Annotated in this window: 14 protein-coding genes, 4 pseudogenes, 1 riboswitch and 1 other annotated feature; of the genes and pseudogenes, 6 read left to right on the plus strand and 12 right to left on the minus strand. The window is 60.1% G+C overall.

Features of this window, described 5'->3' with window-relative positions; translation table 11 throughout:
- Positions 1–50: 50 nt before the first annotated feature.
- A pseudogene (locus ACTJKY_RS08070) lies at positions 51–1,090 on the plus strand (IS481 family transposase).
- Positions 1,091–1,099: 9 nt separating this feature from the next.
- Here the strand turns inward: ACTJKY_RS08070 and ACTJKY_RS08075 are convergent.
- The 4 genes from ACTJKY_RS08075 to ACTJKY_RS08090 form a co-directional block, all read right to left on the minus strand.
- The gene (locus ACTJKY_RS08075) at positions 1,100–1,339 is read right to left on the minus strand and encodes a transposase (RefSeq protein WP_440846303.1); all 240 of its coding nucleotides are present in this window, start codon (positions 1,337–1,339) and stop codon (positions 1,100–1,102) included.
- A 78-nt stretch (positions 1,340–1,417) separates the two neighbouring features.
- The gene (locus ACTJKY_RS08080) at positions 1,418–1,567 is read right to left on the minus strand and encodes a hypothetical protein (RefSeq protein ID WP_440845313.1); all 150 of its coding nucleotides are present in this window, start codon (positions 1,565–1,567) and stop codon (positions 1,418–1,420) included.
- A 70-nt stretch (positions 1,568–1,637) separates the two neighbouring features.
- A complete protein-coding gene (locus ACTJKY_RS08085; protein WP_440845315.1) occupies positions 1,638–1,766 on the minus strand; it encodes a transposase in 129 nt (42 codons plus the stop codon).
- Positions 1,767–2,136: 370 nt separating this feature from the next.
- The gene (locus ACTJKY_RS08090) at positions 2,137–4,848 is read right to left on the minus strand and encodes a TonB-dependent receptor (protein ID WP_440845317.1); all 2,712 of its coding nucleotides are present in this window, start codon (positions 4,846–4,848) and stop codon (positions 2,137–2,139) included.
- A 113-nt stretch (positions 4,849–4,961) separates the two neighbouring features.
- On the opposite strand from ACTJKY_RS08090, the gene ACTJKY_RS08095 reads away from it, so the two are divergent.
- From ACTJKY_RS08095 to ACTJKY_RS08105, 3 genes are read left to right on the plus strand one after another with little or no spacing between them, the layout of a single operon-like run.
- Entirely contained in the window at positions 4,962–5,825 is an 864-nt protein-coding gene (locus ACTJKY_RS08095; protein ID WP_440845319.1) for a DUF6528 family protein, read from the plus strand.
- A complete protein-coding gene (locus ACTJKY_RS08100) occupies positions 5,813–6,994 on the plus strand; it encodes a hypothetical protein (protein ID WP_440845320.1) in 1,182 nt (393 codons plus the stop codon). Before ACTJKY_RS08095 ends, ACTJKY_RS08100 begins: the two co-directional genes overlap by 13 nt.
- A complete protein-coding gene (locus ACTJKY_RS08105; protein ID WP_440845322.1) occupies positions 6,991–8,142 on the plus strand; it encodes an ROK family protein in 1,152 nt (383 codons plus the stop codon). Before ACTJKY_RS08100 ends, ACTJKY_RS08105 begins: the two co-directional genes overlap by 4 nt.
- 882 nt (positions 8,143–9,024) lie before the next feature.
- Here the strand turns inward: ACTJKY_RS08105 and ACTJKY_RS08110 are convergent.
- Both ACTJKY_RS08110 and ACTJKY_RS08115 read right to left on the minus strand, forming a co-directional pair.
- Positions 9,025–10,860: a sensor domain-containing phosphodiesterase gene (locus ACTJKY_RS08110; RefSeq protein ID WP_440845324.1), complete on the minus strand. Its 1,836-nt coding sequence runs from the start codon at positions 10,858–10,860 to the stop codon at positions 9,025–9,027.
- Positions 10,861–11,127: 267 nt separating this feature from the next.
- A pseudogene (locus ACTJKY_RS08115) lies at positions 11,128–12,078 on the minus strand (IS481 family transposase).
- Positions 12,079–12,378: 300 nt separating this feature from the next.
- Positions 12,379–12,483: riboswitch (SAM-I-IV-variant riboswitch) on the plus strand.
- Positions 12,484–12,520: 37 nt separating this feature from the next.
- On the opposite strand from ACTJKY_RS08115, the gene ACTJKY_RS08120 reads away from it, so the two are divergent.
- Both ACTJKY_RS08120 and ACTJKY_RS08125 read left to right on the plus strand, forming a co-directional pair.
- Positions 12,521–13,300 carry an aminotransferase class V-fold PLP-dependent enzyme gene (locus tag ACTJKY_RS08120; RefSeq protein WP_440845325.1) on the plus strand — a complete coding sequence of 260 codons (780 nt, stop codon included), beginning with the start codon at positions 12,521–12,523 and terminating at the stop codon, positions 13,298–13,300.
- Between the two features lie 130 nt (positions 13,301–13,430).
- Positions 13,431–13,646, plus strand: coding sequence for a hypothetical protein (locus tag ACTJKY_RS08125; protein WP_440845327.1), 216 nt, complete (start codon positions 13,431–13,433; stop codon positions 13,644–13,646).
- Between the two features lie 397 nt (positions 13,647–14,043).
- Here ACTJKY_RS08125 and ACTJKY_RS08130 read toward each other — a convergent pair whose 3' ends face one another.
- The 6 genes and pseudogenes from ACTJKY_RS08130 to ACTJKY_RS08155 form a co-directional block, all read right to left on the minus strand.
- A complete protein-coding gene (locus ACTJKY_RS08130; protein WP_440845328.1) occupies positions 14,044–15,471 on the minus strand; it encodes a DUF6055 domain-containing protein in 1,428 nt (475 codons plus the stop codon).
- Between the two features lie 956 nt (positions 15,472–16,427).
- Complete coding sequence (locus ACTJKY_RS08135) at positions 16,428–17,801, minus strand: methyl-accepting chemotaxis protein (RefSeq protein WP_440845330.1); 1,374 nt, start codon at positions 17,799–17,801, stop codon at positions 16,428–16,430.
- A 1,333-nt stretch (positions 17,802–19,134) separates the two neighbouring features.
- Positions 19,135–19,638: a hypothetical protein gene (locus ACTJKY_RS08140; protein WP_440845331.1), complete on the minus strand. Its 504-nt coding sequence runs from the start codon at positions 19,636–19,638 to the stop codon at positions 19,135–19,137.
- Positions 19,639–19,739: 101 nt separating this feature from the next.
- Positions 19,740–21,068, minus strand: a complete 1,329-nt coding sequence (locus tag ACTJKY_RS08145) for a discoidin domain-containing protein (RefSeq protein WP_440845332.1) — start codon at positions 21,066–21,068, stop codon at positions 19,740–19,742.
- Between the two features lie 574 nt (positions 21,069–21,642).
- Positions 21,643–22,390: pseudogene (locus ACTJKY_RS08150) on the minus strand (IS3 family transposase); the annotation flags it as partial.
- Positions 21,992–22,107 (minus strand) — a sequence feature (AL1L pseudoknot). It overlaps the preceding pseudogene by 116 nt.
- A gap of 313 nt (positions 22,391–22,703) precedes the next feature.
- A pseudogene (locus tag ACTJKY_RS08155) lies at positions 22,704–22,904 on the minus strand (transposase); the annotation flags it as partial.
- Between the last annotated feature and the right edge of the window lies 1 nt (position 22,905).

Below are 22,905 nucleotides of genomic sequence, written 5' to 3' on the forward strand. Positions count from 1 at the left end.
TTGCAGTGATCGACCTGGCAAATAGATTAGGTGTTTGATCCCACGGTTTGATGGTGCGATCCTTTCGTTGGAATGGAAGGAAGCCATATGCGCAGGTTCGTTACGGGAGCGCCACGACCACGCACGCCGTCCGAGCAGCAATACAGCGATCGCAGGCTTCGCTCGCGACGCTGAGCCGTGAACTGGGGATCAATCCGAAGACAGTCGCGAAGTGACGGAAACGGCCAACCGTCGAGGATCTGAAGACCGGGCCGAAGACCCCTCATTCAACAACCTTGTCCGAGGCTGAAGAGGCAATGGTTGTCGCATTCCGACGGCACACCCTGCTGCCTCTCGACGACTGCCTATATGCGTTGCAGCCGGCGATCCCGCACCTGACCCGGTCAGCGCTGCACCGGTGCCTCCAGCGCTACGGCATCTCCGGCTTGCCGGATATCGAAGGCGACAAACCAAAGCGACAACCCTTCAAGCGCTACCCGATTGGCTTCTTCCACATCGATATTGCCGAGGTGCAGACTGCCGAAGGCAAGCTCTACCTGTTCGTCGGCCAAGCTCTACCTGTTCGTCGGCCAAGCTCTACCTGTTCGTCGGCATCGATCGCACGAGTAAATTCGCGGTCAGCCAACTTGTCGACAAGGCTGATCGACGGACAGCGTGGGAGTTCCTCGAACACCTGCTGAAGGCCGCGCCTAACCGCATTCACACGATCCTGACCGATAATGGCATTCAATTCGCCGAGCAGCCGCGCAGCCGCAACACCGCTTAGTCCCGCCAGATGCGCTTCGACATGATCTGCGAAGCAAAGGATATCGAGCACCGACTGACGAAGCCGAACCACCCGCGGACCAACAGGCAGGTCGAGCGGATGAACCGCACCATCAAGGAGGCGATCGTCAAACGCTTCCACTACGACAGCCACGACCAGCTGCGGACGCACCTCGCTGACTTCATGGCCGCCTATAATTTTACTCGCCGGCTCAAGACGCTCAGCGGGCTCACACCCTACGAATACATCGCCAAGATCTGGACGTCAGAGCCAGACCGGTTCATCGTCAATCCGATCCACCAGATGCCGGGACTAAACACCTAGGACTCGGACTCACAAAAACCACATGACGCTGGCGGCGAGATGGATGCTGCCCAGGAAGACGGCGGCCGTGCGGTCAAAGCGGGTGGCGAGGCGCCGGCAGCCCTTGAAGCAGCAGAACATGTGCTCGATCGCATTTTTGGAGGCTGCGGTTGAAGCAGCTTCCCAGCGCCCGTTAGTCTTGGGCGAGATGGTGGGAACAGCACCCTGCCGCTCGATAAGGCCCGTTCCGGTTGGTGTCGTAGGGGCGATCGGCGTAGACGATACAGCGGGCCGGCGGACCGTTGAGCAACGCCTCCGCTGCCCGACAGCCGGTCGCCGGACCTAGTGTCAGAAGGAAGGCGAGCGGCTTGCTTGGGCGTCGGCGATGGCGTGAATCTTGGTGTTGTACCCGCCGCGACTGATGCCGAACGTCTCGCACGCCCCCCAGTTTCCCCCGGCAGCCGAACGTTGCGCCGTCACATTCGTGCTGTCGAGCATGGCCTCAGCCGGTGGACGGCCGGCAGCTGCCAACGCTTCAAACACGGTCGGCCGGGCACCCTTTTTCCGATCAACGCTTATGCCGGCTGTACAGCTCCTTGTACGGACCATAGGCGCTCGACGCGTCCTTCCAACGGCAGCCCGCCTGCAGCACATGGATGATGCCGCTGATCGTCCGACGATTGTCGGCCCGCGGCACACCTCACGGCTTGTTTGGCAGCAGCGGCCGTAATTGAGCCCACTGCTCGTCGTTCAGCCAGAATGCTACCGGTAATTCGCCAACCTCATTTAAGACTCAGAAATTTCCACCTATTTCGCTCGGCTACTGTCATGAAGGCTCGGGCGTAAAGCTGCCGCAACCGCCCGACGACCTCGAAGGCAGCTATTGGCGAACGGGGAACAGGAAGAACAACGCAGGAATTAGCTAGACAATAAAGCCGTGATTCGGCTGCTCGGCGACGTATGGCGGCTTAGTGGAAGTGGGTGTTTGTCCAATCCGGATGCACGTCTACCTCACAAGTGGTGCACTGGAGAGCCGAGTCGCCCGCGCGGCAATGCTGTACCGTGCCTCAAAACCGAAACATCCCTCCGATATAATATGCACGGCCGTTTTCCAGTTCTTCGCTCAACAAGCCAAAGCCTGGCCCGGTCACGCGCATGGGGCGATTGTCGGACAGGTTTTTGCCCTGTGCCACCACGGTGATGGTCCGCGACAATTGGACGCGGACCTGTGCATCGAAGACATCGCTGGCCTTGTACCGAACGTCCTGGGTCGGATCGGTTGTCGACACGGTCAGCAGCAGTGGTGCGAGGTGGTTCCACGCCCCCTGCACCGTGACCGACCCGATGGTGTAGAAGGCGCGAACGTTACCGACGACGTTCGCGCTTTCGACCAGGCTCGATAATTGACGACGTGTGCCATTCGTCATCATCACCGACGGCGGCGTCGGGTTCAGCAGGGTGACGTTGGCAGCAATGCCCAGTCCGTCCAAGGGACGCGGCAGGAACGAGAAGCGGGTGACCACCGCGTTCAGTTCGACGCCACGGATCTCCGTGCCGGCGGCGTTGATCGGTTGGGTGGTGGTGACCTGCGTCATGACCCCGTTATAGGGTTGGAGCGCAGTGTTGCTGACCGTCAGGATTTCGTTCCGAACGTTCTTGATGAAGCCTGCCACCGAAAACAGCACGTCCCGGTTGGCATAATATTCAAGGCTCGCGTCGTAATTGTCGCTACGCCGCGGCTGCAACCGCGCATTGCCGCTCATGATTGTGACAAAATTGGTCCCGGAATTGATGGCGATGGTCTGCCGACCCGCCAAATCGCTATAATTCGGCCGCGCGAGTGTCCGGCTGAACGCTGCACGGGCGCGGACCTTGCTCGTCACGTTCCAGTCGAGTTCCGCCGACGGCAGCCAATCCTGATAGTGCTCAGCCTGCTGCCCATAGGCTAGCGTCGTTGTTTTGCCGACGGTGGTGAAATTATAGGACCCGGTGGTCAGATCTGTGCCCTCGTACCGGATGCCGGCGGTGAGCCGCAGATCGTCGAGCGCATATCGGCCCATGGCATAGCCCGCCTTGATGTCTTCGGTCAGCGTATAATCGGATTGCAGGCTGGCTTGCGCGTTCGTCGCATTCGCAACGAACTTGGCGGGGTTCGCGTTGAAGAACGCGGTGACCGCGGCGGGATCGAAAAACATCACGCTCTGGCCGCCGCTGTTATAGGGCGTATAGCGCTGGGGTGCGGCAAAGGTCGACAGCGGCGCAGCCCCGCCGATCGGCGTATAATCGCTAACGGTGCGATCGTACCGGCGATCGACGAAGCGGCCGTAAAGTCCCGTCGCAACGCCAATGCCGCGATCTTCTCCGGCCATGTTGATCCGCAGGTTCGCCCGTCCGGTCAGCGCCTTTTCTTGCTGGTCATCGGGTGCGATCTGATAATCATAGAAATAGTAGTTTGCTGGGTTGAACACATAGCTCGGGTTGATGAAATTGAACTGGGGAAACTGTCCCGGCTTGATCGTATAGTTATAAGCGAGGTTTGCCCCGGCCGGTATGCGAAAGACCGATGTCGTTGCATCCTGATGATAGGTGGCAATCGCGTAGTTCACGCCCAGATCGGCCGCGATATGATTGCCGGGACTCAGCTCACCGTGAAAGTCGGCATATTTTATGCCGCGCTTCTGGAAGTAATGCGAATCGTCATCTTGCGCATAGGTGCCGCTGGTGACCGTGCCACCAGCCGCGGTGACGCCCGTGATATAAGTGTATTTATTGGTCGCTGCATTTACCGCGGTGTTGGGGGTCACACTGTTGGCTTGCCGGTCCTCGTCATTGGTGTGATAAAAATCTGCATAGGTCAGCATGCCTTTGAACATCACATGATCGTCAAACTCAAACTTGGCGAGGCCACCGTAGCGCTGACGCAGATTGTCGTAGTGCAGCCAGCGCCGGACTGAAGGCACGACAGCGGCGTTGCTGACATCGTTCGTTGCCGAGCTCAATTTCTGGCCGGTGGTCGGATCGACGTAGAGCGGCGCCGTGCTCGCGGAATCAAGCGACGCGCTGACGCGCCGGAAATAGCTGCCCGCGACGACCACGCCGAACTTGTGGTCGGGACCGAAGGTGGTCGCGCCGACCAGCTCGGCCTGGCCCGATGGGGTGTTGCCGCCGCGCACGTGCTGGAAATTCCAGCGGCCCATGTCCGCACGACCGCCCAGATAGGGCCTGCCGCCATTGTCGAACGCACTGCGCGTCCGGAGGTTGGCGATGCCGCCGATCGCATTGGCGTTCATTGCCGCATCCATCGACTTGTAGACGTCGACCCGCGCGGCCAGCGACGATGGGATGACGTCCAGCGAGACATTGCGGCGCGAGATTTCGTTGGCCGGCAGCGGCACGCCATCGATCTCGACGAGGTTATAGTCGGCATTGAGACCGCGGATCGATAGGAATTGCGCTTCGCCGCGACCGTTATTCTGGATGGTGGAGATACCCGGCACGCGGGTCAACGCCTCGCCCAGACCGAAGTCCGGCAATGTGCCGACCTCGTCCGAGCTGATGCTGTCGGAGATGACCGAGATCTCGCGCTTGGCCGCGATGTCCTTTTTCGCCTGCAGCCGCGCGCCGGTCACGACGATGTCGCCTTCCTTCTCGGAACCGGCGAGGGGCGACGCTTCGGGGTTAGCCGTCTGGGTGGGCGCGGCGACGCTCTGCGCAAAGGCGCTGCACGGCAACGATGCGGACAGAAGCAACAGTAAACGAAAACTGGATCGAGACGACATGGCGAATCCCCCTTTGGATGACATAACCACGTCATTTAATCACTATAGGTGACATAAACGTGACGGTTGCATCGAGGTTGATGCGGCAGAAGCTCTATCTGAGGAGTATATCCATGTTTTTGATGAGTTTCCTGGCTTTGTACGCAGCGACGGCGACACCGGATCGCCTATATGCCTGCGGTGACGATCAAGTCCGCGAACTCCGGATCGACAGCGATGGGTCGACCGAGTCGTGGCATTGGACGGCGAGCGAGGCATCCGATCTGCCCGCCGAGTATCGGGCGACGCTGCTGGCCCATATTGATGACTGCAAGCCGGTGGACGATGGTCGCGCGCTACTCGTCACCGCCTCGACCGGCGCAACGGTGCTGATCAATCGTGCGACCGGCAGGGTACTGTTCCGCGCGAAGACGCCGATGGCACACTCGGCGGCGCTGCTGCCGGGCGGGCTGGTCGCGGTCGCACTATCGATCGATCCGGCGGGGAATCGGCTCGAACTTTACGATGTCCACCGCAACGAGAGGCCGCTGCAGAGCCTGCCGCTGCCGTCCGGGCATGGCGCAGTCTGGGATCCCAAGCGTGCGCGACTGTTTACGTTGTCGCACGATCTGGTCCAAGGCTTCCAGCTCGACCCGACCGGGCAAGGCCCCCGGCTTGTCGAGACCGCACATTGGCCGCTGCCGGGTCGGCGCGACGGGCATGACCTTTCGCTGGCGCCAAATGGTGACTATACCGTCACCACCGATGATGGTGCCTGGTCCTTCAACCCCGATGACGGCAGCTTCCACCCCATCGCGCCGCTCAACCCCAAGCTGCGCGTCAAAGCCGTGAGCGCGATGGGCGACCGCATCGCCTGGGTGCAGGCTGAGGAGAGCTGGTGGGCGCACGGCTTCACCGTTATGACCGCGCAAGGTGCCGAGCCGCGCCGCATCCTGGTCGACGACCTTCATCTTTACAAGGTCCGATGGATCCGATGACGCTGTCCCCGCACGCCTCGCATGGCGCCTACTACGCGGCCCACATCGGCAAGAGCCTGTTATGGACGGCGAGCGACCTCGTCACGATCTACGCGCTGGTCAGCCTGTTTGCGGTCGATCCGGTGCTCGCCGGTTGGCTGTTCTTGGTTGGGCTCGCAGCGAATGCACTCGCGGACCTGTGCGTCGGCGCATGGCTTGACCGTTATCCGCAGCAAACGCGACGGGTCGCCGGCGGCGGCCTCACCGCGGCCGCGATGATATTCCCGATGACGATTCTCGCCGCAACCTATGGCAGCGCGGCGCTCGTCGCGACGACATTGGCCTTCCGTAGCTGCTATGCTGCCTATGATGTGCCGCACAACGCGATGCTGACCCGGCTCGCGGCGACTGCGGCCGGCACGGCGACGCGCCTGTCGCGCGGGCGAACGATTGGCACCGGGATCGCCGCAGGCTTGGTCGGGCTCGCTTTATCACGGTGGCGCGACGCCGCGTCGCTGCCGGTGATGCTCTGGTTGCTTGCGGGGGCCGCGCTGATCCTCGGCGCCGCCCTGTTACCGCTGCTGCCACGCGCCACGGCCATGCAGGCAGTGGCAGCGGTACCAACCGGTCCGGGGCTTCCGCGTGGATTCCTGGTCGGTAGCCTGATCGGCATCGTCGCGCTCGGTGCGCTGACCAAGGCGATGCTGCAATTGCCGACCACGGTCGCTCATCCCGACGCCGGGACGACCGTCCTGCTGCTGACGGGCGGCCGGATGCTGGCCGCGCTGGTCCCGTTGGACGTCCGGGATGCCCGCCGCGGCCTAATCTTGCTGGCGTCGCTATACGTGCTCGCTACCCCCGTCATGACCATGCTGCTCCGGCTAGAGGGATGGCCGATGATCCTCGCCCTCGGTCTTTTGCTTGGCTGCACCAACCTCGTCGACTGGACGCTGTTGCCGCTGCTCGCACGCGGCGCAGGCAGTTATGGCTTCTACACCATGGCCGCCAAGTTCGCGCTCGGCGGAGCCGGGCTGGCAATGACCGCCGCACTTGGTGATCACACCACTTTCGCGCCTGATGCTTTTGCGACATTCGTTGCCGTGCTGCTGGTCGCATGTGCGGTCGCCGCCTGGTGCGTTTGGCCGCAGCAGCGTATCGCACCGATCGATCCGAGGGACTTCCACCCATGAGTCATGGTTTCGCGGGCCAGTTCGCGCCCGCATTTCTACGGGAGGATGGACGCCGCACCGCGACCGACAACGAACGCCTTGTGATGGGGCTCCTCCATCGTACCGGCACAGCCTCACGCGCCGACCTAGCCCGCGCGACTCGCCTGACTGCGCAATCGATCACCCGTCTTGTCGACCCGTTGATCGAACGCGGCCTGCTGGTCGAGGGCGCACCCCAGATCGCGGGCCGCGGCAAACCGAGCGCCAAACTCCGCCTCGTCGCTGATGCCGCCTTCGCGGTCGGTGTGTCGGTGATGACCGACGCGGTGTCGCTGGTGCTGATGGACCTAACCGGCGCGATCCGGGCGCGCGCTGACGCACCGCTGCGCAGCGTCGACTTCGCCCGGGCGGCTTCGCAAATCGCTTCGCTGATCGACGCGACGATGATCAAGGCGGCGCTCGATCCGGCGCGACGGATCGGTATCGGTGTCGGCGTGACCGGCTATTTCATCGGCGACGGGGCGCGGCTGAACCCGCCCGCCCAGCTCGACCCATGGGCGCTTATCCCGCTCGACACGATGCTGGCCGAACGGCTTGGAGGGCCGGTCTGGGTCGACAATGACGGCAACGTCGCCGCGGTCGGTGAAGCGATGCTGGGCGCGGGGCGAACCACGCAAGACTTCGCCTATCTATATTTCGCGGCCGGGTTTGGCGGCGGAGTCATTGCAGGCGGCGCGCAGCTGCGCGGTAGCCACGGCAATGCCGGCGAGTTCGCCTCGGTCTTGCCAGAGGGCTGGCCACAGCCCAATCTCGAGAATCTACGCCGCTATCTCGCGGCCAGGGGGCAGCCCTATGACGACCTCCATGCGATGTTGGCCGCGTTCGATCCCGCCGATCCGCTGATCGACGGCTGGCTGGATATCTGCACGCCGTCGTTCAACCTCGTCGCTTCGGTCATCTCAGCTGCGCTCGATCCCGAACTGATCGTGCTCGGGGGGCGCTTGCCGTCCATACTCGCCGACCGGATAATAGCACGCGTCCGGTTCACCAACCCCGAGCGGCGCGGCCGTCAACGCCCCGCGCCCAGAATCGCACCATCGGCGATCGGTCCCGATGCCGCGGCAATCGGTGCCGCCATGCTGCCGTTGTGCACCGCGTTCATCGCCTGACGAGTATGAACTGACAGCGAACAAACACTGGTTCTCTGCGATTCTGGCGGTGTGCCCGCGGATGAGCGATTGCGCGCACCGCGGGCGGAACGCCGCCGACTCCGCTATCGTCGCCGGCCATCTTTTAGCGCGACAGGGAAACGCCCAACCAAAAGAAACTGCGGCGGATCTACCGCGATGGGAACGTGGGCGCGTCACTATGGCAGCTGCAAGCGGCTCTGGAGACCCAGTGTCGATGATGCTGACAGGCCGAACTAGCTAATGGCCGGGTTCGTCTCCGACACACCAATTTTGAGATGAAGCTTCCGCATTCGAATGTACGAAGCTTCGCAACTTGGTTCGGTTCGCTGGGCGCTCCGCAACGTAGCGGTTTGGCTGGGGATCGACGCCGGAGTGGAACTTATGATCATGCGCCAAGCGCTGCCGCAACTACTTTGATTGAAAGTCTACGCGCTACAAATTTTGCCGTCGGCGAGTTTGTTGCACTAATGATACTCATGTTACATGTTGCAGCTCTAGACATGAGAAATTTACTGCAGTCAGAGCTGAGTGAAGTATCACCAGCCACGCGTCGATTATTCACATGTTACCCTGCTGATGAGCACTCTTAATTATTTTGCCAACAAATTTCACGACGCGCGGCCCGTATTACCAAGATAGCACAAACGCTAAAATATAAATTATCTTACTATATTCGGAAATCATGGTACTCTTCGCGAATCGCAAAGATCTAGTATTTATTCGGTGCTACACATTCCGGGCGGATCAAAAAATCGAACAAAAGCCACTAAATATTAAAGTTGTGAAACCGATCAAAATTTTCCGAAGTTGCCACAATAATACGATGAACTGATCAGCGTAAGTTGAGGCGGTCAGCTGAAATCAAAACTTCCTTCTGGCATTATATTCCTTTAACCAATCAACGAAACGTTGCGACGGCATTGGTCTCGCGTAATAATATCCTTGAACTTCGTCACAATGCAAAGACTCAAGAATATCAAAGCACGCCTGATCTTCAACCCCTTCTGCAACAACTCGATAACCAAGCTTCTTGAGGAGATTAATAATCGTATCTACAAGAAGAATGCAGCGGTCATCGCGAGACATCAAATTTTTTATGAACGACTGGTCGATTTTTACGACTCTAGCCGGAAGATTTTGTAAATATGCGAAGCTACTATGGCCTGTACCAAAGTCGTCAATAGACAAAGTGACGCCGCCCGCTACGAGATTTTTGAGTACATCGAGGGATGAGCTAGGATGTTCCATCATTGCACTTTCCGTCAATTCAATCTCCAGGCATTGCGCGGACAAATCGCGGGCAAGTAAGCCGCCGTATACCCGATCTACTAGATCTGCTTCCATGAGATTCATCGCAGATATGTTAATCGACAGTTTGAGCAGGATCCCGGCTGAGCGTAGACGAACAGCCTGATCCAATGCTTCGTCGAGCACCCACTGAGTCAATGGGCGCGCGAGCGACGTCTGCTCGATCATAGGGATGAACTCAGATGGCGGTATCTCACCGAGTTCCGGATGACGCCAACGGAGCAGGGCCTCGGCGCCCAGGCATGCCCCACTACTCAGTTCAACCCGCGGCTGAAAGACAAGGTAAAACTGATTGCCACCTCGCAGGGCGGCGCCGCAATCACGAAGCAGTCGGTATCGACGCTGCACTGCCGCATCCAGATCACTACAATATACGGCAGTCAGAGTTTTTGTGCGACGAGCTTCGTGCGCAGCCAAAGCCGCGCCACGTAGCAAGTCCTCAGGTTCGACCATTCCAACCTCAAAGTCGCGAGCACCAAATGCCACTGTTGTCACGAAGGGGAGGGGGCCACCTGCACAAAGATCCCGAAACGTGCGTTCCACCAAATTCATATACGACGACACTTCAACGTCAGCAGGGGAGAGAAACGCAAATTGTGTAGCCCCAACGTGATAAGCTGTTCGCTGTTCTCCTAACGCCATATCGAACCCTGCGGCGATTTCGCGTATCATCTCGTCGACCCGGTGCACTCCCATAGCGCTGGCGATCTTTGAGATTTGCTCGCCCCGTGCAAGATCTAGAAAGACTAGTACGTACTTCGTACCCGGATTGGCTTGCCGCAGGTCTGCCAAATCCTCCAGAAATCTCGCTCGAGTAGGCATCCCGCTTATTGGATCGATGTGGCCATAGGCGTATTGCAATTCCATCTGCGCCATAACCATAGCAGCCAAGTCAGTGAGAGCTTCTAATTCCCCAGGCGTCGTCATACGCGGCTGGTCGCCGAGGACACAGAGCGAGCCGAGACTGTGACCGTCCGTCGTTATAAGAGGTGCGCCGGCATAAAAACGCTTCCCATTCCTTGCAAGGGAAGAGCGGAAATAAAATGGGCTGTCCAAAAGATCTTCGATAACTAATGACTTTTTCGAGAGAGTTACCTCAGAACAAGGAGCTCCTTCACGAGGCATGCTCCAGACGTCAAATCCATATTTTGATTTGAAAATTTGCTCGTGTTCCGCAGTTAGGGAAATCGCGGCATATGGGAGTTGAAAAACCTGTGCAGCCGTTCGCGTTATTCGATCAAGGTGCTTGCTCGCAGGTGCCTGGAGAATCGTCAGTTGATGAAGTGCATTCAACCGAACAGATTCTGCATAAGTGTGCACAGCTTCATCCTTTTCGAATATGTCCGAGACTTGTTTGATGTCGGACAGATGGTTCGTTGTTTTCTTCAAACGATGAATGTGCAGATACGTATATTTCCGATGTTGCGCGTTTCGACGGCTTCGGCGGTCGGCGACAGGGCGTTTCGGGCGGAACTCGACAATCAGCCCTGCGAACCGCTAAAGGGTCATTCTAGTAAATAATATGCGACATCGCAAATCGTTTGGGATTGGAGCAACTTAATGTCGAATATGTTCCTAAGATGTGACTTTTACGCGAGGTGGCTCTAATCGACATCGCCAGCAAGCAGCCGAACTGTCATGTTGTATACTAGTTGTTTAGTCCGGCATCTTGTGGATCGGATTGACGATGAACCGGTCTGGCTCTGACGTCCAGATCTTGGCGATGTATTCCTAGGGTGTGAGCCCGCTGAGCGTCTTGAGCCGGCGGGCAAAATTATAGGCGGCCATGAAGTCAGCGAGGTGCGTCCGCAGCTGGTCGTGGCTGTCGTAGTGGAAGCGTTTGACGGTCGCCTCCTTGATGGTGCGGTTCATCCGCTCGACTTGTCCGTTGGTCCACGGATGGTTCGGTCCGGTGAGCCGGTGCTCGATGCCGTTTGCCTCGCAGATCATGTCGAAGTGCATCTGGCGGGAGCAGGCGGTATTCCGGTTGCGGGGCTGCTCGGCGAACTGAATGCCATTGTCGGTCAGGATGGTTTGGATGCGGTAGGGGACGGCTGTCAGCAGGTGTTCGAGGAACTCCCACGCTGTCCGTCGATCAGCCTTGTCAACCAGCTGCGTGACCGCGAGCTTGCTGGTGCGGTCGATGCCGACGAGCAGGTAGAGTTTGCCTTCGGCGGTCTGCACCTCGGCAATATCGATGTGGAAGAAGCCGATGGGGTAGCGCTTGAAGCGCGGCCGCTTCGGCTTGTCGCCCTCAATGTCCGGCAAGCGCGACATGCCGTGTCGCTGAAGGCACCGATGCAGCGCTGAGCGCGTCAGATGCGGGAGCGACGGTTGCAGGGCGTAGAGGCAGTCGTCGAGTGGCAGCAGTGTGTGGCGCCGGAACGCCACAACCATCGCCTCCTCGGCCTCGGTCAGGGTCGTTGAATGGGGGGCTTTCGGCCCGGTCTTCAAATCATCGACCGTCGCCCGTTTCCGCCACTTCGCGACCGTCTTTGGGTTGATCCCCAGTTCCCGGCTCAGCGTCGCGAGCGAAGCCTGCGATCGCTGTATTGCTGCTCGGACGGCGTGCGTGGTCGTGGCGCTCCCGTGACGAACCTGTCCCACATCGCTTCCTTCCATTCCAACGAAAGGATCGCACCATCAAACCGTGGGATCAAACAGCGCAGCGTTCGTGCTTTAGCGACAAGCGCCACAGAGGCACCCGCCCTCGATCATCCCTGGACTGTTCATAGGCAAAATTTGCACAATCAGCGCCCATTATGGAACGTCAGATTGCCCAAAGAGCTACCGCGCGGCCATTCCCAAAACTCGATCCCAATCGAGAAACAGCAGACGTCGATGGAGTGCCGAATGTCGGCGGGCTTCATCCCGAGCTTGCGGGCGCAGGAAGCGCGACGTAAGGTGATTGCGCATCAAGAGTTGGAACGACGCCAACGCCAACCTGCCAATCCGGGCAAGGTGGCTCTCCGCGAGGAGGATGTGGCCGAGCCGGCAACAAAACGGACTGTGTCACGCGTCGTCTCCAAAATGTGCAGGGAGCGAAAACGTGACGGACGATCAATCACTTCAGCCGAAGGCATCTCTCTACTTCGCGAATGCGGCGGCCGGCGTCATGCTGCCCGACGTCGTCGAGGCGACTGTGAGGCATCTTCGCCGCGAAGCTGAAATCGGCGCAGTTCCTGCCGCAGCGGAAGCATCAGACGTCATTGCGGCGGGCTATGCTGCGGCAGCCGACCTGATCGGAGCCGAGATCGATGAGGTGGCTTTCGTCGGGAGCGGCAACCGGGCGCTCGCGGCCTTGATCCAATCCGCGGCCCTTCAACCAGGAGATCACGTGCTGGTCGACCGCACGTGCTGGGGCGGCACACTCCACATGTTGTCCAGCTATCCCGGCGTCATCGTTGACGTGATGCCGGTCGATCAGCACGGTCGGGTCGATGTGGATGCGGCCAAGGCGCGGGCGCACCCCGCAACCAGGCTTGTCGTGCTGACATGGTGCCCCGCCACCTGCGCGATCTTTAAACCGGCGGAGGCGGTGGGCGTGCTCGCGGAGGAGTTGGGTGCTTTTTACATCGTCGATGCGTGCCAAGTGGCGGGTCAACGCCCGATCGACGTCCGCGATCTGCGCTGTCACGGCCTCGCTGCGAGCGGACGCAAGTGGCTTAGAGGGCCGCGTGGCACTGCGCTGCTTTATGCTTCCCGAGAATACTTGACCGCCACCCGGGCATTCATGGCTGACCAGTTCGGCAAGGCCGAACCGATGCACGGCGCTATGAGACAGGGGAATCGAACGTGGCCGGTCGGGTCGGCCTGTCCGTCGCGCTAAGCGGCGCGCAGGCAATCGGCGTAGACGCTATCGCGCGACAACTCGCCAACATCGCAGATAGGCTTCGCACTCGCATTCTGGCGGTGTCGGGCGCGGCGATCATCGAGCAGGGGATGACCTCGCGGGTTTCGTGACGGTGACCGGTCTGGATGTGCCTAAGACCGCCGCCGCGCTGGCCCGTGCCGGCATCACAATCAGCAGTCCGGGGCGCACCTACGCGCCGCTAGACATGGATGCGCGGGGCCTAACCAGCATTATTCGGATCGCGCCTCATGTTTTCAGCACAGCGGGCGACGTCGATGCGCTAGTCCAGGTTCTGGAGCGGGTAGCGACTCATAATCACTGATGAGGGATTCCCGAAACATCATCGCTATGCGAATACCTCGACCGTCTCACCGACCCTCTCCAATGGGAACAATAAATGCGCAGACGGAGGCGGTTCTTCGCGGCCTTCTACGACCGAGTGTATCCCCGCTGCATGACTTCCACACGTTCGGGACCGAGCGGAATCCGCCCATGCAAAGCCGCCTCTCCGATGGTACGGACACGTGGATTTGGTCGACTCATTCGCATTACAGCTTCTTTAGATGTTTACGCCTTTAGCGGCGCAACTGGTTAACACATTTGTATATACAACTATGTTGCGTAAATTTCGGAGGAAGTCGCGCTAGTGTCGAGTTCCGTTCATTCCTTCTCGACCAAGTTCACAGCCCTTAACGGTGGAAGGGCGCGCGCGATCGGCGCTACCTTGCCACTGCTCCAGTGAGTTTGAGCTGATAAGGGAATATGTCGGGCGTTGGGAATTGGGCGTCGCCGTTCCAACCTAAAGTCTGATAAACATAAGGAGTCGCGGTGACTGCAAGAATATAAGTTACCCCTGTGCTTACCGGTATTTGTGAGCTGGCGCTCTCCGCATCATCAACCGCTGCCAGAGGGCTGTACATTGCTCTGCCTTGAGCATCGATCGCAACTAAGCGGAAGCGCCACGCCGATTTTGGAATCTTCGGCTCGCCGGTCAACTGTACCGTTATTTTCGAAGAGTCCAGCTCAGGCGTGAGGCGAATCAAATGCGTGCCGAACTGTAGGAGTGGTCGGTCGTACGACGAATGATAAGTGCCAGCCACACTTGCCGGCGACAGCTCTGCATAGCGTTGGGCCATGGGCACATCTCGAGCATAATCTAGGAGCGCCTTCTGCATCTCGAAATCGCCGGCCGCTAACCTGGCACCGAACATGCCCATGAAATCGGCGAAGCTACGCCATCCGTTCGGAAATGCGCCCGTCTTCTGCCCAATCCGAACAAATGCTTCCATTTGATCCTCACGACTCCGCCCGTCGGCTTCGCGCAAATTGTCAGTCCAGACTTGCCAGAGGAGTGGGCGCGTAGAGTCACCTTCCTGCAAGGCGACTAGCCAAGGCCATGCCGCATATCGCAGGTCGGAAAAGGTCGGACCCTTTTCAAGCTGCCCCAGATATGCCGCGACTTGAGCCCCCCCGTTCATCGAAAGCGAGACACTGTTCCATTCGGCAAAAGTTTCCCACGCGGGCCCCGCCGAAGGTCGGTCACGAAATCCTCCGGTGTACGTAGATATGACGTGCGAATATTCGTGGACGAGTGTGGTTGATCCGGGCTGCAGATACACGCTGCTCAACCAAAGCGCGTCCGACGCGCTGGCGCCGCAGTCACCTCGGTCTCCATCCGAGATCCAAGGCAGCCCAGTGCCACAGATGTAGATGTTGATTCGCTTGGGTGAAGGATCATTCAAATAGGGAAGCGGTGAATTCAGGAAGTATTGGTTGAGAAGCCAGATCTGCTCTGCCCAGGCACCAGTGTCGCGTACCATGTCGTCCCATGCAGCGCCACGGCCTTTCTGATAGATATAGCTGAAGGCAGAATGATCAGTCCCATACCAGATACTGAAATGCTGGGTATTGAAGAGCCCAAGCCGGCCGTCTTCCACCGCTGCCTCGGTGGCGCGGCCAGACTGATAATCAGTTGCGTACGTGCGTGAATCGGCTGTGAGTGGATGCTCCGCAACGCGCCGGTCGATCTCGGCGACATCGGACGGCGAAAACGAGCGGCTCTGAAATGAGCGGCGACAGCCGTCTGGCAGTTCGAGCACGACCGTTCGGCGGGAAAACTCGGCGTCGCGCCCGAACGCCACCACCATTCGAGCCTCGAAGGGCGCTCCGGCGGAACGGCCTGGATCAGACGCCTGACCAGCGGTCGAATCGCTGTCGAGTGGCGTCCAGCGGCGCAGCGGACCTAGCGCTCCCCAGGGCCGCCACGTCGAGGTAGTAGTGCAGGCTGTGGAAGCAGGTGTCGGCGCGGGGCTAGAACTTGGCACAGGCGTAGGCAATACGATAGAGGGTGATTTCACCGACCCATTGCTGTCATTTCCCCCGCAACCGCACAAGAGCATCGGCAACAAACAAAGGGCAGCCCGCGGCCTTATGGAAATTTGAGTGCTGCTCATGAAGGTGTCCTACACTTGGATCGTTTCAAATTTGCGTGGTGTCACATATCATCGTCCGCCACCCCGATGGCGTAACCCGATCTGCTCTGACCATGTCCGCTTTGCTCATGCACCGCTCCAGCACGTGGTGGCAAACGGCAAGGGCACGCTGTCGTCGCTAGGAGTGAACAGATCCCGGCCGATAAAGGTTTGCCTCCCACCGTTCGTCGAGGGGTGCCGTGGGTATTTGACATAGTTATGATGCAGCGTTCGCAGTTAGTTCGTCGCATTCACAATCAGGGTAAGCTTGCGCTGGGTTTTGAGCTAGCTGACAGGCTGAGGCGCTGTGTCTCGTCCGAGAAGACCCTCGTAAATACGCCCAACGCGCCGAAGCTCGCCGGCCAGGATCTCGTGCTCCAACGTCTCGCTCGAGGTTATTCCTCGGTCATCTATCGCTAAAGTCCGCGTCTACTAATCACAAACCTCCGATAGTCAGAGTTCGATCACGCCCACCCAGAAGCGAAAGGTGCCGTGCGAATCTCGACGAGCCAGGCGGGGTTGGAAGTGGTTGGCTTCCTGCGCGCCTGGTCCCGGAAGACGGAGAGCACCTACGGCGTTCGCTTGGGGCAGAACCAGGCACGCGACCCATGTCGTGTGTCCGAATTCAAAGTTTAGAAAGAGGACCCTTCTTCCGCGCTAGGAGCGGGCGCCCGTGATCGTGGTGCAGATTGCGCGGTATAAGCTTCAGCCTTGTTCCACCCAGATCGGCTTGCCTCGTGCTCATGCTGATGCCCGATATCGAAGCGCGACGCCGCTTGCGTAAGCTGGCCAACCTCGCTGGCGAGGTTGCGTGCGGCAGCCGAGGTCTGTTCAACCATCGCCGCATTCTGCTGTGTCGTATGGTCCATTGCGTTGACCGTCTCGCTGATCTCGCTGACAGCGCTGGCCTGCGCGCTGTTGTCCCTCGCAATATCACCAAGGAGGTCGTGGACTTCAGCAACGTCTGCCGAAATCCCTGCGAACGCTCCGTCTACCTTTCGCACCATTTCCACGGCGGACATGATTTCTGACTGGGTGGTGGTGAGCTGATCGCGGGCTCGACCAGCTTCTTCCTCAGCCCGCATCGCAAGTGCGGACACAAGGTCAGCAACGACGGCAAAGCCGCGGCCTGCCTCGCCGGCCCGTCCGGCCTCCACGGCAGCGTTCATCGCAAGGACGCGAGTTTGAAAAGCGATCTTGTCGAGGCCTTCGATGACGCTGTCGATGCCCTTAGCGCTTTCCGAGACCTTGCCCATGGCGTAGACCGCATCATCGGCGATCACGCGTCCGCTTGACACGGTCTTGATTGCGGTGTCCGCGCGTGAGACGGTTTTCGCAGCTGCTGCCGCGGTTTGCTTGAGGCGCCCATCCATCTGCGTAATCGCTGCAGTGGTTTCTTCCAGATTGGCCGCGTTCGCCTCGGTTCGACGGGCGAGGTCCTCCGAAGCTGTCGCGATCTCGTTCGCGCCGCTCTCGATTGTAGTCGCGCTCTGCGACACCGCGCCGACCAGCTCCCGCAAACCTTCTACCGTAAGGTTGTAGTCATCACGCAGCGCGGCATAGGCGGTTGGGAAATCGCCGGCGATGGTTGCCGTCAAGTCTCCTGCTCGGAGGCGGCGGAGAAGGGTGCCCAGTGTTTTTACCACATCGGCTTGCTCAGCTGCCTGCCGTTGCTGTTCCACGGCTGCATCGCGGAACGTGAGCATGGCCTTGGTCATCCGGCCAACGCAGTCCTTGTAATCGGTGAACGCGATTGGGCTTTGGAGGTCACCGTCGGCCAGTCCCTCCATGCGCACAACCGTCGTAACATAAGGGTCGGCGATGGCCGCGCGAAACTTGGCCCCGACGAGTGCCGCAATGCCAATCGCTGCGAGATCAACGGCCACTCTGATCCAGCCCGCATCGAAGAAGGACAGAAGCTCCAGCACCAACATGACGCCAACCATGGCTCCGAAGGCGACCTGAAGCTTCTTCCTAATCGGCGCCTCCGCCTTGAACCATTCCATCGAAAGCTCCTTGTATTTCCACGTTGGCAACTCCCGCAATCGATATGGAAGGTTGGTTGACGAGATACCCTCTCAAGCATACGTATTTTAGGAAAAGCGCGGCCTTTTTTTTAAAACTCAGTTAACTTCGTATTTCTTCACGATCTGAGGTTCTGGGAATGTTCTGGCCGCGACAGATTGCACCGCAACGCTTTTGCCTTGATAGCGTCCGACGCCGTGCCATCCCTTCTTTCGTCGGGGTGACAAACTGTCGCAGTTGAGCGCAGATCCCTTGTTCGCGCTGGCGATCACACCACTCTAGTTGCAATCTCTCACCGTAACATCAGCCTGTCGAGCGGAATGGTGTCTGTTGACGCCGTTACGGGCGCAGGCGGTAAATCGGGTAGCCCGCACCTAGTTGGATGCTGTCATCTTTCCGGCCCCCATCGGCGGCGCCATAGTTGCGGTCCAGCATGGGAGTACGCGGACCGGAACCACATGAGCGTTCCGCGCTTAGCTAGCGCTCCGCCTGTCCCCTGGTTCCCCGCCTCGCCGAGAGTCGGGCGATCCCCCTTCGACCCCAATGTCCCCGACATCTCGGGCTTCTGTCCCAGCTTAGGCAGCAACCGCTGCCGGAGTTTGTGCTCCTCGTTTTTGGTCCCGCCCGTCTAGGCGATGCGCGCCATCTTGTTGGCCGGCGCACTGAGACGAGCATGCGCGGTTTGCGCGCCAGTATCCGCTCCAGCCACAAATTTGGCGGCGCGGTGATGGTGGCCTGCCTGACGACCGAACTGCCGCCGATGATGAGCACCGTCGAATGGTGCGGCCTCCCATTTTCGAAATCTGGCCAATCTTCTTGCCTCCTGCCGAATACTGGGTGCGGCTCGAGTTCGAGTTAGGCGGCGAAACGACCGCTCTCGGTAAAGGCCTCTACCGGCAACGCGAGCGCAACTATCGCGGTGACAGCGATCGGGTTGAAGCCGGGGATGGTTATCTTCCTACGCGCACGCAATCTTGAGCACTCGAAGAGCCGTCGCGGCAACTGCGATGACAACGCCACCGCCGAGAGGTTCTTCTCCTCGCTAAAGCGCGCGCGCATCCGGCCCCGCGACGCAGGTGCCGCAACTCGCCCTCGCGATACGCACGGCACGTTTGTGGTGGAAACGGGCGTGCGGTCCGATATGGACGTGGACTATGACGCGGGCGACTTGTCGGAGGGAGGCAATCTGGAACTGACCCAGGCGGTAGCCACCTTGCTAAGGGCGGCCCTTGGCCATTCGGGCTGCCTACAGCGCCCAATCGCATGGCCGAGCGCGATGTGCCGAAGCGCTGATCGGCGATGACCGGCGGGGCGTCAATCGCCGGGTGCGCGATCGACGAACAGGATAAAGCTGCTGCGGCCGTTCGCCTCGCGCACGATGTCCATGCCGGCAGTCATGCCGTGGGCAGACAGGGCGTCGAGGATGGTCGGGTCCCGCAGCCGCAGCCGGGTCACGCTCTCGTCCGCAGCGGCGTCGCCTTGCACCTCGCACCGGCTGCGGCCGCAGGAAACCGACCAGATCGAGAGGCCGGCGGCGGCGGCGAATAGCGCTCGAACCTGTGCTGCCGCATCGGCATCCGCCACCGAATCGCTCGCGATGCTGGCATGCAGGCTCCGCAATACACTCGGCGCTTCCGCCAGAAGGGCGGCCGGGGGCGGCCCAGACCTCGCGCCGGGCGTCTCTAGGGCTAGCGCAGGAGGCACGGCGAGGCGGGGCGGGTTGACGATCCGTACGACCCCGCTCTGCCGGGGGCGGCGTCCGGTGGTGCCGAGCACAAGGCCGATCACGGCCGCTGCCGCCACCGTCAGAATGGACACCAGCGGGATCAGCCTGCCTGGTTGGTTGCGGCCGGTGTTTGGCACGGCGCGCGCTCCTTTTCGATCGTGGATGCAGGGCGCGCGCCGCCCCCGCATGTCGCTCAGTTCAGTACGCGCACATTCCACAGGGCGGGAGTGTACCAGTTGTTCGGGTTGTTGGAGAGCACTGCCGTCACCAACTGCACGCGGATAAAGCGCGCGGTCACGTTGAAGCTGTCGACCGTGAAGCCATAGAGCGTGTTGTTGGTGAAATCATACGTCTGCCAAGTCGTTCCATCGGAACTGAACTCAATCTTGTACTTGTAATAGGCCTCCGATCCCTTTGTCATTGGCCAGGAAATCTGGATTTCACCGACATGGCGTGCTGAACCGAGATCGACGCGCCACCAGGCGGGCCAATTGGCGCTGGAGACCGCCGACCATTTCGTTTGGTAGCTGCGGTCGTTTCCATATTGCGGCGAACTGCCGGATGCCGTCGCACTCGCCGTCGCGGGTCGGGTGGCGGCAACGCTATCGGTTGAAGGCAGCGTCAGCGCGCCGGTTGTCTTGTCGACATAGAAGGTCGAATAATAGTCGAGCGTCGCGGTGCGCGCCTGATCGTCGAGCAGCACCGGCAGCCACATCCGACCGTCATCACGTGCGATGGCGCCGCCAAGATGGTCGAGCACCAAGATGTTGGCGGTCGACCCGCTGCCCCGGATGATGCGTACGTCCGCATTCTGGCCGCCGAAGGTCGAGGCATTGCCGAAATTGGCGAGCGGAGACCAGGGCCCGAGCATTGAGGTCGCCGTGGCATAGGCCCCCTGGCTGGGATACCATCCAGCCGCCGCGGAGGTGAGCAGGAAGTAGATGTTCCCCTTCTTCATCACAATCGGGGCTTCGCGATACTGATTCTCGAAAGCCCAGGTGGTGCCTGCGCTGACGTCAACATCGAGATAGTTGGCGGTCAGCCGGAAGATCGCCATGGTGTCGTTCGCGCCTCCGTTCTTGCGCGAGGCGGCAAGAAAATACGCCGTGCCATCGTTATCCTTCCACACATAGTCGTCGCGGATCTCGCGATCGAGGGGGCGGAAGGTCTTGACGATCGTGTAGGGCCCGCATTCGGTGTCGCTCTGCGCCACCAGTGCTTGGGCCGTGCCATAGCCGGACGCTTCATAATGTGCCCACATCACCCATTTGTGGGTGGAATCATTGTAGATCACATGGTCGCGCTCGGTGCGATAGCCTTCGGGAATGTTGGCGATCCGATGACCGTTCGGGCAAGCATCCGGCAGCGGGTCATAGGCGTAGTGATTGGCGAGCTTGTTTTGTACCGTCACCAGCTGGGCCTCCGCCACGCCGGGAAACAGCCCCGTCACCATGGCGGGCGCGAGCGCGAGCGCGCGCATCCTGCGGATGGCGGTCCGTGCGCGGAACGATAGTCCCTTCATCAAACCTCTCCGTTTATGGCGGATCGTCCGGGAGTTCGATCCGCTACGATCAAGAAGTTGGCGCCAAGGCAGGCGACAGGGCGAACTCCAACGAACCGCCAAACTAGTACGACATATAACAGCGTAAGGTGCCAGGAAACTTAACGCGTTCCTCCTGAGTCGACCCATATGTACTACAAATGCCGCATGCAGACAAATGAAACGGCTGGAGTCCAGCGCGTGTGCGCGAGGCCGTTCAGAGATCGTCGAGCGACCAGCTGTTGCAGACCTGAGACGAATTTACCAGCTTGGCCTCATGGAAGACGAACTGCCGTTCGTAGCCGTTGCAATCATCGCGAGAATTTTGCTGATTGAGGCGCCTTTAACGGTGACGGTAACGCTTGGGTTTTTCTCCTGAAGTCGCTCTGACCCACCAGTTGGCTTTTGGTTCTCCGCCGCAACCCTTGGTTTCTGGCTTCTAGCGGCTGGCTATCGGACTTTCGTCGGCTGAGGGGGCGACAACGGACATGCCGATGTTCTTTACGGCTGGGATCCACAGCCACCACATGACGGCGGCGGCGAGATGGATGGCGCCGAGGAAGTTAAAGTCCGACACCCACAGCATGTTGGGCGCCGGAGCGCGGAACTGGCGGTTCACCCGATCGGGCGGGCATGGTGCCGCTTTGTCGCTGACGGTGGTGCGCACCGGCTTGCCGCGGATCATGCCTGCCAGGCCCGTCCCCCGCATCAGCTGGGCAACGGTACATCGGGCGAGGTCGAACCCCTCGCGGCGCAGCTGCCGCCAAAGCTTGCGGACGCCATAGACGCGGAAATTCTCCTCGAACACGCGGCGCACCTCCGGTCGGAGCAAGTCGTCCCGCCGAGCCAGAGCCGACCGCCTGGTCGGCTCTATCCTTCTGGCAGCATGGGCATGGTAGGTGGATCGGGCGATCGGCAGTACCCGGCAGATCGGCTCGACCCCGTACACCGCGCGGTGCGCGTCAATGAACGACACCATCACTTCGCTCGGCGGTCGAGCTCCGCCATCGCAAAATAAGCGGACGCCTTGCGAAGGATATCGTTCGCCTGGCGCAACTCGCGGTTCTCGCGTTCCTAGGCTTTCATCCGCTCCGCGACGTCACTCGGCGCACCACCGCGCATGCCGCTGTCCACCTCGGCTTTCTTCACCCATTCGTTGAGCGTCTGCCCGGAACAGCCGATCTTCGCCGCGATCGATAATACCGCCGCCCACCGCGCGGGTGATCCTTCTCGTGTTCCAGCACCATTCGAACCGCGCGGGCGCGCACCTCAGGGGAGAACTTGTTCGTCGTCTTGCTCGTCATAGATTCCTCCTCTCAGAAGTTGGGCCTCCGATAATCCCGGCTTGGTTCAGTATCACTTCACGAAGTTAAGCCTAATCACCAATCGGAGTGGATTCCAGCCTCACTGCGCATCGCGTGCGATATATCGGCAAGCGCTTTGAGAGCCGGAATGCCTCCTGTTTGGTTACTGATCTGCGGCTCCACAGGATACGTATCTCGGCAACGGAATCGATCATCGCGTGCGGATGCTGGTCCGGTAGTGTCCCGTCCACCGGAAAACGCCACCGATCGCAAGCCATCCGGTCAATAGCGCATAGGGCCGCCAGTCTGCTCACCGCCGGAACCGCACATAGACCAAGTTCCACTTGCCGTAGCGCTCGTGCATGTCCCGCCAGGGGCAACCGACCCGCAGCACATGCAGCATGCCGTTCAGAAATCGCCGGTTGTCATGGGAGGGCCGCGCCTTGCCGCGCTCGGACGGCAGCAGGCCTTCGAGCACCGCCCATTCCTCGTCCGTCAGATCGCCACGCGCCATT

The sequence above is a fragment of the Sphingomonas sp. 22176 genome (genome assembly GCF_052045505.1).
Lineage (GTDB): Bacteria > Pseudomonadota > Alphaproteobacteria > Sphingomonadales > Sphingomonadaceae > Sphingomonas.